This is a genomic window from Azotobacter vinelandii CA (genome assembly GCF_000380335.1).
GTDB lineage: Bacteria > Pseudomonadota > Gammaproteobacteria > Pseudomonadales > Pseudomonadaceae > Azotobacter > Azotobacter vinelandii.
Genome location: NC_021149.1, coordinates 1461712 through 1475314, shown reverse-complemented (window position 1 = coordinate 1475314; position 13603 = coordinate 1461712). Strand labels below are relative to the sequence as shown.

The following is a 13603-nucleotide window of genomic DNA, read 5'->3' as shown; positions in this document are numbered from 1 at the left end:
CGTATCAGGAGTCCAGTAGCTTGCGGATCGAGCCCTGCAGTTTACGGGTGAGCGTGCCGACCGGCCAGTCGTGTTCTTCGAACCGGCGGACCGGCCAAATGCCATAGAGACTGTTGCAGAGAAAAACCTCGTCCGCCGCCAGCAGCTCGGCGAAGTCGATGTCACGTACCTGCAGCGCGATGCCCGCCCGTTCCGCCTGTTCGAGGATTTCCGCGCGCATGACCCCGGCCACCCCGCAACGGCACAGGTCGGCGGTCAGCAGGACACCGTCCCTGACCAGGAACAGGTTGCTGAAAACCCCCTCGATCACCCGTCCCGACAGATCGCGCATCAGTCCTTCGGCGTGCTCGGCATCCCGCCACTCGGCGCGGGCGAGCACCTGCTCCAGGCGATTGAGATGCTTGAGTCCGGCCAGCAGGGGCTGCTCGGCCAGGCGGGTACGGCAGGGATAGAGCCGCACGCCCTGCGCGGCATTGCCCGGCGGATACCGCGGCGGCGGACTGCCCAGGAGGATGCGCCGCGACTGCGGCGGCTGGGGGGCCGCATAACCGCGTAGACCGTCGCCGCGGGTCAGCAGCAGCTTGGCCACGCCCTCGCCCAACGCGGCCGAAAAGGCCAGCAGTTCGGCGCGGATCGAGGCCGGGTCGCCGGGAAGCGCCAGCCTGGCACAGCCCTCGCCCAGACGCGCCAGGTGCCGCTCCAGCAGCAGCGGCTGCCCTCGACGCACGGCGATGGTCTCGAACAGGCCATCGCCATAGGCCAGACCACGGTCGGTCGGAGGTAGCGGCTCATCGGGCCGGCCGTCGATCCAGCAGGCCATCAGTCGGCGAATCGGCGGAACACCAGCGAACCGTTGGTCCCACCGAAGCCGAAGGAGTTGGAGAGCACCACCTCGATCGGCAGCCTCTTGGCCTCATGGGCCACGAAATCGAGATCGCAGCCTTCGTCGGGCTCGTCCAGGTTGATGGTCGGCGGGGCGACCTGATCGCGGATCGCCAGTATGCTGAAGATGGCCTCGACCGCACCGGCGGCACCGAGCAGATGACCGGTCATGGATTTGGTCGAGCTGACCGACAGCCGGTAGACGCTCTCGCCGAAAACCGACTTGAGCGCGGCCACCTCGGCCAGATCGCCAGCCGGCGTCGAGGTGCCGTGGGCATTGATGTACTGGACCTGGTCGACGTTCAGGCCGGCATCGCGCAGGGCGTTGCGCATGCAACGGGCCGCACCGGCGCCGTCTTCCGGCGGCGAGGTCATGTGGAAGGCATCGCCGCTCATGCCGAAGCCGACCAGTTCGGCATAGATGGTGGCGCCCCGCGCCTTGGCATGCTCCAGCTCTTCCAGCAGCAGCGCGCCGGCGCCGTCGGAAAGCACGAAGCCGTCGCGTCCCTTGTCCCAGGGACGGCTGGCACGTGCCGGCTCCTCGTTGCGGGTGGACAGCGCCCGGGCCGCGCCGAACCCGCCGATGCCCAGCCCGCAGGCCGCCATTTCGGCCCCGCCGGCGACCATGGCATCGGCTTCGCCATAGGCGATGTTGCGCGCCGCCATGCCGATGCAGTGGGTACCGGTGGTGCAGGCGGTGGCCAGAGCGTAGTTCGGTCCCTGCAGGCCCAGGTGGATCGACAGGAAGCCGGAAATCATGTTGATGATCGAGCCCGGTACGAAGAACGGAGAAATACGCCGAGGCCCCTGCTCGATGAGGGACCGGCAGTTGTTCTCGATATTGGTGAGACCGCCGATGCCGGACCCCATGGCCACACCGATGCGCTCCCGATTGGCGTCGGTGATTTCCAGGCCGGAATCGCGCACGGCCTGGAAACTGGCAGCCAGGCCATACTGGATGAACAGATCGAGCTTGCGGGCCTCCTTGAGCGACAGGTATTGCTCGACGTCGAACCCCTTCACCGAACCGCCGAAGCGGGTGGAATAGGCGGACAGATCCATGTGCTCGAGCGGAGCGATGCCACTGCGACCAGCCAGGACCCCCTGCCAGCTGCTCGGCACATCGGTACCCAGCGGCGACAACATCCCCAGTCCAGTGACCACGACGCGTCTACGTGACAAAGCAATCTCCTCATGTTCTTCGTTACTGCGCGAGGCCGGCTCGATAGCCTGCCTGCAGGCGATAAGCGCCCCTCTGGGGACACCGCCTCCTGTTACCACCTTGGCAAAGTGAACAGAACCGACAAGTATCGGATAAAATTCTAATTATTTCCGTTAAAGAAAAACCGCACGCCTTTTGGGCTGTGCGGCTTTTCCGAGTCGGGAGCGACGATTACTTATTGCGCGTGAGCATTGATGTAATCGATGGCTTCCTGCACAGTGGTGATCTTCTCGGCCTGTTCGTCCGGAATCTCGGTCTCGAACTCCTCTTCGAGAGCCATCACCAGCTCGACGGTGTCAAGAGAGTCGGCGCCCAGGTCTTCGACAAAGGAAGCGCTGTTGGTGACTTCCTCTTCTTTGACGCCAAGTTGCTCAGCAACGATCTTCTTGACGCGTTCTTCGATGGTGCTCATACCTTATTTTCACTCCTATGGACAAACCAGGCAGATGGAATGCGAGTAAGTTTATAGAAAGGGATTTCAGCATTTCAAGCCGAAGCCCTCCCCCTCCGGACAGCCCCGACGACCTGCCTTTTCCGGCTCGGCAGTTCGGTGAGATTTCGGATTGCTCTTTGACTGTTGTCTTGGGGCGCGCGTCACATCAACTCATGTACATTCCACCGTTGACCGGAATGGTAGCTCCGGTGACATAGGATGCACCATCGGAGGCCAGGAAGGCGACAACCTGAGCTATCTCTCCCGCCTGCCCCAGGCGGCCCAGCGGAATCTGGCCCAGCAGCGCATTGCGCTGCGCCTCGGGCAGTTCGCGGGTCATGTCGGTATCGATGAAACCGGGCGCCACCGCATTGACGGTGATCCCGCGCGAGCCGACCTCACGGGCCAGGGCACGGCTGAACCCCTCCAGCCCGGCCTTGGCGGCTGCATAGTTGACCTGACCGGCATTGCCCATCGCGCCCACCACCGAGCCGATGTTGACGATGCGTCCCCAGCGGGCCTTGGTCATGCCGCGCAGGACCGCCTTGGACAGGCGATAGAGGCTGTTGAGGTTGGTATTGATGACGTCGTGCCACTCCTCGTCTTTCATCCGCAACATCAGGTTATCGCGGGTGATGCCGGCATTGTTGACGAGGATGGCGGGTTGGCCGAGATGCTGCTGGATATGCTCCAGGGTCGTGGCGACGGACTCGTCGCTGGATACATCCAGCACCAGACCGGCACCCTCGATGCCATTGCTCTTCAGGGTCTCGGCGATGCTTTCGGCGCCGCTCGAGGAAGTGGCCGTGCCGATCACCACGGCGCCCTGCCGGCCCAGCTCCAGCGCGATCGCCTGGCCGATGCCACGGCTGGCGCCGGTGACCAACGCCACTTTGCCTTGCAGACTCATTCTCATCTCCTTGTTCAGGCCAGCGCGGCACGAGCCGCAGCGAAGGCCTCGGGGGTATCCAGGTTGTGGGTATTGATGCCCTTGACACAACGCTTGTTCAATCCGGAAAGCACCTTGCCCGGGCCGCACTCGAGCAGATCGGTGACTCCCCGGCCAGCCAGGCAGATCATGGACTCGACCCAGCGCACCGGGCTGTAGAGCTGCGCCAGCAGATCGCGCTTGAGGACATCCAGATCGCTGACCACGGCGGCGCTGACATTCTGCACCAGCGGAATGCGCGGCGCCTGCCAGGCGATCGCCTCCACCGCCTCGGCGAAACGCTCCGCCGCGGGACGCATCAGGGCGCAATGCGACGGCACGCTGACCGGCAAGGCCATTGCGCGTTTGGCGCCGCGCGCCTTGCAGGCCTCGATGGCACGGCCGACCGCCGCGGCGGAACCGGCGATCACCACCTGTCCCGGTGCGTTGAAGTTCACGGCGCTGACCACCTCGCCCTGCTCGGACTCGGCGCAGGCGGCCAGAACATCGGCATCATCCAGGCCGAGAATCGCCGCCATGCCTCCCTGGCCGGCGGGCACGGCCTGCTGCATCAATTGCCCCCGGCACTCGACCAGTCTCAGCGCATCGGCGAAAGGCAGGCTGTCGGCGGCGACCAGCGCGGAATACTCGCCGAGGCTGTGTCCTGCGACGAAGGCTGGAAGCCCCCCGCCCTCGGCCTGCCAGAGTCGCCACAAGGCGACCGAGGCAGCCAAGATCGCCGGCTGGGTCTTGTCGGTCTGGTTGAGCAAGCCTTCCGGTCCCTGCTGGACCAGTGCCCAGAGATCGTAGCCGAGGGATTCGGAGGCTTCGGCAAAGGTGGTACCGATCAGCGGATACCGGGCAGCCTGATCGGCCAGCATGCCGAGGGACTGCGACCCCTGGCCAGGAAAGACGAATGCGGGGGAAACAGACATATGAACAGATCCCTGATGATCTTTCTTCGGGAGCGCCCGGAGCATGCCGGACGCATGTTAATCAGTTGGATGACGGGCCCACGGCCACGGTCACATCAGTGCCCGACCAACAGCGTCTGCAGGCGGTCGTGCAGATGTTGCGGAAGGTTCTCGCGAATCTCCGCCTGCGCATGAAGTATCGCGCTACGAAACCCTTCGGCACCTGCCGCGCCATGACTTTTCACCACTATTCCCTGCAAGCCGAGAAAACTGGCCCCATTGTGTCGGGCCGGCGCCAGGCGGGCCTGCAATCGACGCAAGAAGGGCAAGGCCAGGACACCGACCAGCCGCGAGGCGAGGCTGCCTCCGAATTGCGCCCTGACCTCTCCGGCAATCATGGCGGCCAGACCTTCGCTGGCCTTCAGCAGGATATTACCGACGAAGCCGTCGCAGACCACCACATCGGCCTCCCCGCGGTAGAGGCCATCGCCCTCGATGAAACCGACGTAGTTGATTCCCCTGGCCCGTTGCAGCAGAACGGCGGCCTGCTTGACCTGCTGATTGCCTTTGACCTCCTCGGTACCGACGTTCAGCAATGCCACCCGCGGACGCTCCATGCCGAGCGCTTCCGCGGCGACCGAGCCCATCACCGCGAACTGATACAGGTGCTCGGCGGTGCAATCCATGTTGGCACCCAGGTCGAGAAGGTGACAGACCCCCTGCTCGGTGGGGAGAGCCGCGAACATCGCCGGCCGGTCGACGCCCGGCAGGGTCTTCAGGACACGCCGGGACAACGCCATCAGCGCTCCCGTATTGCCAGCGCTGACACAGGCCTGCACCTGCCGCTCACGCAGCAACTCCAAGGCCACACGCATGGACGAGTCGGCCTTGCTGCGCAAGGCATGGGCGGGACGCTCGTCCATGGCGATCACTTCCCCGGCATGCACGACGCTCAGGCGCGCGCGATCGACCCGGGGATGGCGGGCAATCAGCTCTTCGAGAAGGGGAGCCTGGCCGACGAGGACCAGTTGCAGCGAGGGAATCTCGCCCAGGCAGGCGAGACAGGCCGGAACAACACAGCGGGGACCGGAGTCCCCGCTCATTGCATCGACAGCGATGAGCGAAGCGGACAAGAGTTACTCGTCGGAGCCCTTGTCGATCACCTTGCGGCCACGGTAGAAGCCATCCGGGGACACGTGGTGACGCAGGTGCACTTCACCGGTGCTCTTCTCGACGGACAGGGCATTTGCCTCCAGCGCGTCGTGGGAACGACGCATGTCACGTGCGGAACGGGACTTTTTGTTCTGCTGAACAGCCATAACTGATTAACTCCTAAACGTTTGGGTCGCGCTTTAACTGCGCCAATACGCTGAACGGGTTGGACCGCGATACCTCGTCCTCGCTCGGTTCGGGCACTTCGGGCCCGGCCGGCGGCTGGCAAACATCAGGGTCATGGAGCGGAACGATGGGCAAGGCGAGCAGCAGCTCATCCTCGATCAACGCCAACAGATCCAAGGGTTCTTCCCCAACCTCCAGCACGTCATAGTCCTTGGGCAACGACTGAGCGTTCGCCCCCACCTTCACCACCGCGTAATGGCATTCGCTGTGGATCGGCAGGGCGACCAGCTCCAGACAACGCTGGCAAACCATCCTGACCTCGACATCGAGCTCACTGTGGATGACCACAGTCTTGTGCTCGTCGCGCTCAAAACGGAATTTCGCACGTACAAGCCCCACATCTTCGGCAAGTGGATCGCGAAGACGAGACAAACCAGCCAGCGACAGCTCACCCTCGAGGGTCGCACTGCGATCGGCCAGCTTGCGTGGGTCAACGTGAGGTGGAATCGGCCCATTCAACATAGGGGCGGCATTCTAGGGATGGGCCGGAGCGCTGTCAAAGGGAATTCCACCCTGTCCGCCGGTCGACAGCACCGCTAGAATCGCGCCATCCTCCGGCACCGGGAGAATGCCATGCCGTCCCTCGTACTCGCCTCCAGCTCCCCCTATCGCCGCGAACTGCTGAGTCGCCTGCGACTGCCCTTCACCTGGAGCGCACCGTCCATCGACGAAACCCCTTTCCCCAGGGAAAGCGCCGATGCCCTGGTCAGACGCCTGGCCGCGGAAAAGGCCGGCGCCCTCGCCCAGGAATATCCGCATCACCTGCTCGTCGGCTCGGACCAGGTCGCCGTACTGAACGGACGAATCCTCGGCAAACCGCACGACCTGCCACGCGCCCGCGCCCAGCTGCAGAGCGCCAGCGGCAATAGCGTGACCTTCCTGACCGGGCTGGCCCTGCTCAACACCGCCAGCGGAACGGCGCAGATCGACTGCATCCCCTTCACGGTGCATTTCCGCCATTTGGACGCAGCGCGAATCGAACGCTATCTCGCCGCCGAGCAGCCTTTCGACTGTGCCGGAAGCTTCAAGTCGGAAGGACTCGGCGTAAGTCTTTTCCGCGCCACCGAGGGTGAGGACGCCACCAGCCTGATCGGCTTGCCGCTGATTCGCCTGGTCGACATGCTGCTGGCCGAGGGCGTACAGATCCCCTGACCTGCCCAAGGGCCGATATCAGACCACCGCCTCAGCGCAGGACCGGCGCCTGCAGGCCCATCCACACGCCAAGACGCTCGACCACCCCGCTTCCCAGCTTCTTGGCGAAACGATCGAAGGGGGTTTCCCGCACCGTGAAATCGACCAGATCCTCTGCCCCCACCACTTCGCGAGCCACATGACTGGCGCTGCCCAGGGCATCGACCAGGCCCAGTTGCAAGGCCTGCTCGCCGGACCAGACCAGACCGGAGAACAGTTCGGGATGCTCCTTGTCCTTCAGCCGTTCGCCGCGCCCCTGCTTGACACTGTCGATGAACTGCCGGTGGGTGACCTCCAGCACCTCTTGCCAGAAGCGCACCTCTCCCTCCTTCTGCGACTGGAACGGATCGAGGAACGCCTTGTGCTCGCCGGCCGTATAGACCCGACGCTCGACGCCCAGCCGCTCCATCGCCCCGACAAAACCGAAGCTTGCCGCCGTTACCCCGATCGAGCCGACCAGGCTGGCCTTGTCCGCATAGATGGCGTCGGCGGCGCTGGCGACATAGTAGGCGCCGGAAGCACCGAGATCGGTAATGACCGCATAGAGCTTGGTATCCGGATGCTCGGCACGCAGCCGGCGGATCTCGTCGTAGATGTAGCCGGACTGCACGGGACTGCCGCCGGGACTGTTGATACGCAGCACCACACCCTTGGTGTGCTTGTCCTTGAACGCGGCCCGCAGACTGCCGACGACGTTGTCGGCACTGGCGGCCTCGTCGTCGGCGATCATCCCGCGCACCTCGACCAGCGCCGTGTGCTCGCCGCTACGCGCCGCCTCCCTGAGGCTCAGCGCCGGGGAGAACATCGCCAGGAGCGCCACCAGATAGGCGAACCCCAGCAACTTGAAGAAGATCCCCCAACGACGCGCCCGCCGCCGCTCCTCCACGGTGGCGAGCAAGGTCTTTTCCAGCAGTTTCCAGCTCTTCTCGTCGCCCCCCTCCGGCGGCGACTTCCACTCGTCGTTCGTCATGCCTATCCCCCAGCGACGACTTGCGCCGGCCGGACGCCCAGCCAGGCACACAACTCGCCCAAGTCATCGATAATCAAACGCGGCTCGTGCAGGCGCAGCGCCTCCGGAGACTGCGCTCCGTAGCTGACCGCCACCGACCCCATCCCGGCATGTCGGGCCATCTGCAGATCGAACGAGGAATCCCCCACCATCAGGGCCTGACGGGGCGATACCCGGCAGTGCGCGAGGATCTCGTGCAGCATTCGAGGATCCGGCTTGCTGGCAGTTTCATCGGCGCAGCGACTGACGTCGAAATATTCCTGCCAACCATGCCCCGCCAGCACCCGGTCGAGCCCCTGGCGCGTCTTGCCAGTGGCTACCGCCAGACGATACCCCGCCGCCCGGAATCCCTCCAGCGCCTCGGCCACCCCGGCATACAGCGGCGACGGTTCGCGCTCCAAGGTCAGGTAATGTTCGCTATAGAGTCGGCGGAACCGATCCAGCAATCGAACATCATGCAGATCCGGATAGAGCGTACGGATCGCCTCGGGCAACCCCAGCCCGATGATGCCCTTGATCGTCTCGTCGCCGAGCGGCGCGAGGTCGCAGGCCCCCGCCGCGACACGCATGGATTCGACGATACGCCCGATGGAATCGACCAGCGTGCCATCCCAATCGAAGATCAATAACCGATAGTCAGACACTCAAACGCTCCAGAGCCTGTGCCCACATCTCATCCACCGGCGCCTCCAGGCGCAACTCGCCCCCCTCCGGCAGCGGCACCGCCAGCGAATAGGCATGCAGGAACAGACGCTTGCCACCGAGCGCACGGATCTCGCGGGTGAACGTCTCGTCCCCATACTTGGCGTCGCCAGCGATAGGATGCCCGGCATGACGGGCATGCACCCGGATCTGATGCGTCCGCCCGGTGACCGGCTTGGCCTCCACCAGCGTGGCGAAGTCACCGAAACGCCGCAGCACGCGGAAAAGGGTCAGCGCCTCCCGCCCCTCCTCGTCGACTTCCACCATCCGCTCGCCGGAACGCAGGGTATTCTTTTGCAACGGGGCGCTGACCTGCTTCCGGGCACTGGGCCAGGCTCCACGCACCAGCGCCAGATAGCGCTTGTCCACGCCGTCGCCGCGCAACGCCTCGTGCAGATGGCGCAACATGCTGCGCTTCTTGGCGATCATCAACAGCCCCGAGGTATCCCGGTCGAGTCGGTGCACCAGTTCCAGATCCCTGGCCTCCGGACGCAACTGGCGCAACGCCTCGATGACACCGTGGCTGAGACCACTGCCGCCATGCACGGCGATCCCGGCCGGCTTGTTCAGCACTATCAGCGACTTGTCTTCATGGACGATGGCTGCCTCGAGCCGCTCGAGCAGTCCCTGCGCCAGCGGAACCGGCTCGTCACGCTCGGCCAGACGCAGCGGTGGCACGCGCACCAGATCGCCCGCCTGCAGCTTGTACTCGGGCTTGATCCGTCCCTTGTTCACCCGCACCTCGCCCTTGCGCAGGATGCGATAGATCAAGGTCTTTGGAGCCCCCTTGAGTCGAGTGCGGAGGAAATTGTCGATTCGCTGACCGGCCGTATCCGGCCCGATCTCAAGCAACTGGACGCCAGAATTCGCATGGGGGGGATTTATCATTGCGATATCATATCAATTTTTAGAGAATTGAAGCACTTATTAATAGGTGCTATAATTACAAGTGCCGTTTTTACGGCCAGGCCAGCGGATAGGCGCAAAACCGAACAGCCATCCTATCCGCATGCTGCCCATGAAGGACGTAAGGCCGTCCGACGGGGCTTCCTCGAACATCGCGAAGCCTCGGAAACAAATGCCTTAGCTACATGATGGCGTACCTCCCATCCACAGGAGGTCGCAATAGTTGCCAATTCGCTGCAGATTCTGCGGACGGCACCCGATTTTCAAAGGATACGTGCAGGGTGGAGATGCACAACCATCGGATTGCGTAGCTGCAAGCTTTCATCCAGACGCACAAGGCGTCCGCTGCCGATGCTTGATTCCTCCTCCTGATTGATTGCTTTCTGCCACAACAGTAAGCAGGAGACGTAGTCGCGACTCTGGCCACCAGCCAAATGTTGCTTGACACGGGAACGGACGACAACCTTTCCTGAACGGCCCCTGTCACCGACCGCGAGAGTCGTGTGTGCCGAACGCCGTTTCCGGCAGCCCGGAAACCGAACGGTACTACATGAAGAGAATGCTGATTAACGCAACTCAGCCCGAGGAGTTGCGTGTTGCCCTGGTCGATGGCCAACGCCTCTATGACCTGGATATCGAATCGGGCGCCCGCGAACAGAAGAAGGCCAATATCTACAAAGGCCGTATCACCCGGGTCGAGCCGAGCCTCGAAGCGGCGTTCGTCGACTTCGGCGCCGAGCGCCACGGCTTCCTCCCGCTCAAGGAAATCTCCCGCGAGTACTTCAAGAAGTCTCCCGAAGGCCGCATCAACATCAAGGACGTGCTCTCCGAAGGCCAGGAAGTCATTGTCCAGGTCGAGAAGGAAGAGCGCGGCAACAAGGGCGCGGCCCTGACCACCTTCATCAGCCTCGCCGGCCGCTATCTGGTGCTGATGCCGAACAATCCGCGAGCCGGCGGCATCTCCCGGCGCATCGAGGGCGAAGAGCGCAACGAACTGCGCGAGGCCCTGAACGGCCTCGACGTGCCCGCCGACATGGGCCTGATCGTGCGCACCGCCGGCCTCGGCCGCTCCAGCGAAGAACTCCAGTGGGACCTCGACTACCTGGTCCAGTTGTGGACCGCGATCAAGGAAGCCTCGCTGGACCGCTCGCCCCCCTTCCTGATCTACCAGGAATCCAACGTCATCATCCGGGCGATCCGCGACTATCTGCGCCAGGACATCGGCGAAGTGCTGATCGACAGCGTGGAAGCCCAGGAAGAAGCCCTGAGTTTCATCCGCCAGGTGATGCCGCAGTACGCCAGCAAGATCAAGCTGTACGAAGACAGCGTGCCGCTGTTCAACCGCTTCCAGATCGAGAGCCAGATCGAAACCGCCTTCCAGCGTGAAGTGAAGCTGCCGTCCGGCGGCTCCATCGTCATCGATCCGACCGAAGCCCTGGTATCCATCGACATCAACTCGGCGCGCGCCACCAAGGGCGGCGACATCGAGGAAACCGCGCTGCAGACCAACCTGGAGGCGGCCGAGGAGATCGCCCGCCAGTTGCGCCTGCGCGACATCGGCGGCCTGATCGTCATCGACTTCATCGACATGACGCCGGCGAAGAACCAGCGCGCCGTCGAGGACAAGATGCGCGAGGCCTTGGAGGCCGACCGTGCGCGCGTGCAGATCGGCCGTATCTCGCGCTTCGGTCTGCTGGAAATGTCCCGTCAGCGCCTGCGCCCCTCCCTCGGCGAGACCAGCGGCATCGTCTGCCCGCGTTGCAGCGGCCAGGGCATCATCCGCGACGTCGAATCCCTGTCCCTGGCGATCCTGCGCCTGATCGAGGAAGAGGCCCTGAAGGACCGCACCGCCGAAGTGCGCGCCCAGGTGCCGATTCCGGTCGCCGCCTTCCTGCTCAACGAAAAGCGCAACTCCATCACCAAGATCGAGCTGCGCACCCGCGTGCGCATCGTCATCCTGCCGAGCGATCACATGGAGACGCCCCACTTCGAAGTACAGCGCCTGCGCGATGACAGCCCGGAAGTGCAGAGCGCCCAGTCGAGCTACGAAATGACCCCGGCGGAAGTGGAGGAAGTCCAACTGGTCAGCTCCACCCGCACCCTGGTGCGCCAGGAGGCTGCGGTCAAGACCGCTCCGCCGCGCAACGCCCTGGTGCCGGTTCCGGCCGAAATACCGGCGGCGCCGGCGGCAGCCCCCCACCCGGCCTTGGAGCTCAATCTGTTCAAGGGACTGGTGAAGTCGCTGGTCAGCCTGTTCGCCGGCAAGGAAATCGCCAAGCCCGTTGTCGCCGAGCGCCTGGTCGAGGAGCGCCTGACGCGCAGCAGCGAGGAACGCCGCAGCAGCCGCCAGCAGAATCGTCGCCGCGAGAGCCGTCATGGCCGCGACGAGGAGCGCAGCAGGCCACGCGAGGAGCGTCAACTTCGCGAAGTGCGCGAAGAACGGGTGCCGCGCCCGGCACGCGAGGAACGCCCGGCACGCGAAGAGCGTCACCCCAGCGAGTTCGTGGAACCCCGGGAGCCACGGGAAAGCCGCCGCGAGCGCCCGCCCCGCGAGGAGCGTGCGCCACGCGAAGAGCGCCAGGCCGTGGAAACCATGGAGCCGCGCGAACCGCGCGAGCCACGGGAAACCCGCCGCGAGCGCCCGCCCCGCGAAGAACGCCGCCGCGAACTGCGCGAACCGCTCGATATCCAGGAAATCCAGGAAAGCCCGCGGGAAGAGCGCACTGTCCGCCCGCCGCGCGAGGAGCTTCCCCAGCGGGAAGAGCGTCAGCCCCATGAAGAACGTCCGGTGGTGAACGAGCCGAAGATTCCCGAGGAGCAAGTGCTGCCCCACGAGGAAATTCAGGAAGAAGAGGCCGAGGCCAGTGGCGAGGAGCGTCCCCGCCGTCGATCCCGCGGCCAGCGCCGCCGCAGCAATCGCCGCGAGCGCCAGCGCGACGGCCAGGGCAGCGAAATCGAGGGCGTCGAAGAAGACGAGGCCGCTGCCGTCGCGGCGGAGTCCACGGCCGCAACGGTAAGCGCCGTACCGGCCCAGGCCGACGAAGCCACGGCGGAAGCCTCCACCACTGCCAGCCCGCCCAGCGGTCAGCCGGCAGTCGAGGAAACTCAACCCGCAATCGAAACCGTCGCGATCGCTGCTCCCGTCGCCGAGACCGCCCCTGTGGAAATTCCGCAGCCCATCCTCCAGCCCGAACAGGTACAACCTGCCGGAGCCGAGGAGCCGGTAGCCGAGCCGAGCGAGGCACTGCAAGTACCTGCGCAGCCGGTCCAGGAGCCGCCGGCAACCACCGAGCCCTCGGCCGAGGTTGAGGTTCCGCGCAGCACCGCCCGCGCGGCCAACGACCCACGCGAAGTCCGGCGCCGCAAGCGCGAAGCTGCCGAGGCGGAAGCCAAGCGGGCCGCCGAAGCCACGAAGGCAGCGGAAGCCGCAAAGATTGCGGAGGCCAGCGCCATCGCTGCCGCCGCGGCGGTAACCGAGACGCGGGCGGAGGCCGGCCCCGTTCCGGTCGCCAGCACGCCGGAAGCACCGGAGGAAAGGATCGAGATCCCGCTCGAACAGCCTCGGACCGCCAGCGAGCCATCTCCGGCATCCATGGAATCGGTCGAATTGCCGAGCGAGCAGGTCAGTCCCGAGCCGGAAGCCTTCTCCACGGTTGCCGAACCGGTCGAGGCTCCGTTCGAGCTGATACAGCCGGAGGTACCGGCTGCCGTCGCAGCGGAAGAACCGATCGAAACGACGTCCGAGCAATCGGCTCCCGTGGAGGAAGAGCGCTCCGAAGATCGGAAAGAGCAGCAGACGCTCGACCTCCTGCCCGTCGCCGGGCAACCGGAAGAGCTCGTCGACGAAGCGCAGATCGCTCCCGGAGTGGAAAACGAGGAGGTTGCCGAGCCTCGGCGCAAGGAAGCCGAAAGCGGGAATGCGACCGCCGAGGCGAAGCTGACCGACGAACAGGATCGGACGGCTGGCTGAAGCAGAAAGTCAGGGCCGGCCTCGATGCCGGTCCTCGATGACCAAAAG

13 protein-coding genes are annotated in these 13603 nt (G+C 64.7%); 2 read left to right on the top strand and 11 right to left on the bottom strand.

From position 1 onward, the window contains the following. Positions 1–4: 4 nt before the first annotated feature. The 8 genes from pabC to AVCA_RS06760 form a co-directional block, all read right to left on the bottom strand. Positions 5–820: an aminodeoxychorismate lyase gene (gene pabC, locus AVCA_RS06795; RefSeq protein ID WP_012700127.1), complete on the bottom strand. Its 816-nt coding sequence runs from the start codon at positions 818–820 to the stop codon at positions 5–7. Further along, positions 820–2064, bottom strand: coding sequence for a beta-ketoacyl-ACP synthase II (gene fabF / locus AVCA_RS06790; RefSeq protein WP_041807055.1), 1245 nt, complete (start codon positions 2062–2064; stop codon positions 820–822). Before fabF ends, pabC begins: the two co-directional genes overlap by 1 nt. A 215-nt stretch (positions 2065–2279) precedes the next feature. Further along, positions 2280–2516 carry an acyl carrier protein gene (gene acpP, locus AVCA_RS06785; protein WP_003283670.1) on the bottom strand — a complete coding sequence of 79 codons (237 nt, stop codon included), beginning with the start codon at positions 2514–2516 and terminating at the stop codon, positions 2280–2282. 187 nt (positions 2517–2703) lie between these two features. Continuing rightward, the gene (gene fabG, locus AVCA_RS06780) at positions 2704–3447 is read right to left on the bottom strand and encodes a 3-oxoacyl-ACP reductase FabG (protein WP_012700125.1); all 744 of its coding nucleotides are present in this window, start codon (positions 3445–3447) and stop codon (positions 2704–2706) included. 14 nt (positions 3448–3461) lie between these two features. Next, the gene (fabD, locus tag AVCA_RS06775; RefSeq protein ID WP_012700124.1) at positions 3462–4400 is read right to left on the bottom strand and encodes an ACP S-malonyltransferase; all 939 of its coding nucleotides are present in this window, start codon (positions 4398–4400) and stop codon (positions 3462–3464) included. Positions 4401–4495: 95 nt separating this feature from the next. After that, a complete protein-coding gene (gene plsX, locus AVCA_RS06770; RefSeq protein ID WP_072432604.1) occupies positions 4496–5512 on the bottom strand; it encodes a phosphate acyltransferase PlsX in 1017 nt (338 codons plus the stop codon). Positions 5513–5515: 3 nt separating this feature from the next. Next, the gene (gene rpmF, locus AVCA_RS06765; protein WP_007160601.1) at positions 5516–5698 is read right to left on the bottom strand and encodes a 50S ribosomal protein L32; all 183 of its coding nucleotides are present in this window, start codon (positions 5696–5698) and stop codon (positions 5516–5518) included. A 13-nt stretch (positions 5699–5711) separates the two neighbouring features. Further along, a complete protein-coding gene (locus AVCA_RS06760) occupies positions 5712–6239 on the bottom strand; it encodes a YceD family protein (RefSeq protein WP_012700122.1) in 528 nt (175 codons plus the stop codon). 111 nt (positions 6240–6350) lie between these two features. Here AVCA_RS06760 and AVCA_RS06755 point away from each other — a divergent pair, with 111 nt between their 5' ends. Then, a complete protein-coding gene (locus tag AVCA_RS06755) occupies positions 6351–6929 on the top strand; it encodes a Maf family protein (RefSeq protein WP_012700121.1) in 579 nt (192 codons plus the stop codon). A 31-nt stretch (positions 6930–6960) separates the two neighbouring features. Here the strand turns inward: AVCA_RS06755 and AVCA_RS06750 are convergent, their stop codons facing one another. From AVCA_RS06750 to rluC, 3 genes are read right to left on the bottom strand one after another with little or no spacing between them, the layout of a single operon-like run. Further along, complete coding sequence (locus tag AVCA_RS06750; RefSeq protein WP_012700120.1) at positions 6961–7938, bottom strand: S49 family peptidase; 978 nt, start codon at positions 7936–7938, stop codon at positions 6961–6963. A gap of 2 nt (positions 7939–7940) precedes the next feature. Next, positions 7941–8621 (bottom strand): HAD-IA family hydrolase, encoded by a 681-nt coding sequence (locus tag AVCA_RS06745; RefSeq protein ID WP_175555952.1) that lies wholly within the window; start codon positions 8619–8621, stop codon positions 7941–7943. After that, entirely contained in the window at positions 8614–9567 is a 954-nt protein-coding gene (gene rluC / locus AVCA_RS06740; protein ID WP_041807050.1) for a 23S rRNA pseudouridine(955/2504/2580) synthase RluC, read from the bottom strand. The genes AVCA_RS06745 and rluC overlap by 8 nt, the downstream gene beginning before the upstream one ends. A 568-nt stretch (positions 9568–10135) precedes the next feature. On the opposite strand from rluC, the gene rne reads away from it, so the two are divergent. Then, entirely contained in the window at positions 10136–13555 is a 3420-nt protein-coding gene (gene rne / locus AVCA_RS06735; RefSeq protein ID WP_012700116.1) for a ribonuclease E, read from the top strand. The last annotated feature ends 48 nt before the right edge of the window (positions 13556–13603 follow it).

Coding starts and splice junctions, on each gene's coding strand:
- pabC (WP_012700127.1), bottom strand. CDS start 820: ATGGCCTGCTGGATCGACGGCCGGCCCGATGAGCCGCTACCTCCGACC.
- acpP (WP_003283670.1), bottom strand. CDS start 2,516: ATGAGCACCATCGAAGAACGCGTCAAGAAGATCGTTGCTGAGCAACTT.
- fabG (WP_012700125.1), bottom strand. CDS start 3,447: ATGAGTCTGCAAGGCAAAGTGGCGTTGGTCACCGGCGCCAGCCGTGGC.
- fabD (WP_012700124.1), bottom strand. CDS start 4,400: ATGTCTGTTTCCCCCGCATTCGTCTTTCCTGGCCAGGGGTCGCAGTCC.
- rpmF (WP_007160601.1), bottom strand. CDS start 5,698: ATGGCTGTTCAGCAGAACAAAAAGTCCCGTTCCGCACGTGACATGCGT.
- AVCA_RS06760 (WP_012700122.1), bottom strand. CDS start 6,239: ATGTTGAATGGGCCGATTCCACCTCACGTTGACCCACGCAAGCTGGCC.
- AVCA_RS06755 (WP_012700121.1), top strand. CDS start 6,351: ATGCCGTCCCTCGTACTCGCCTCCAGCTCCCCCTATCGCCGCGAACTG.
- AVCA_RS06750 (WP_012700120.1), bottom strand. CDS start 7,938: ATGACGAACGACGAGTGGAAGTCGCCGCCGGAGGGGGGCGACGAGAAG.
- rluC (WP_041807050.1), bottom strand. CDS start 9,567: ATGATAAATCCCCCCCATGCGAATTCTGGCGTCCAGTTGCTTGAGATC.
- rne (WP_012700116.1), top strand. CDS start 10,136: ATGAAGAGAATGCTGATTAACGCAACTCAGCCCGAGGAGTTGCGTGTT.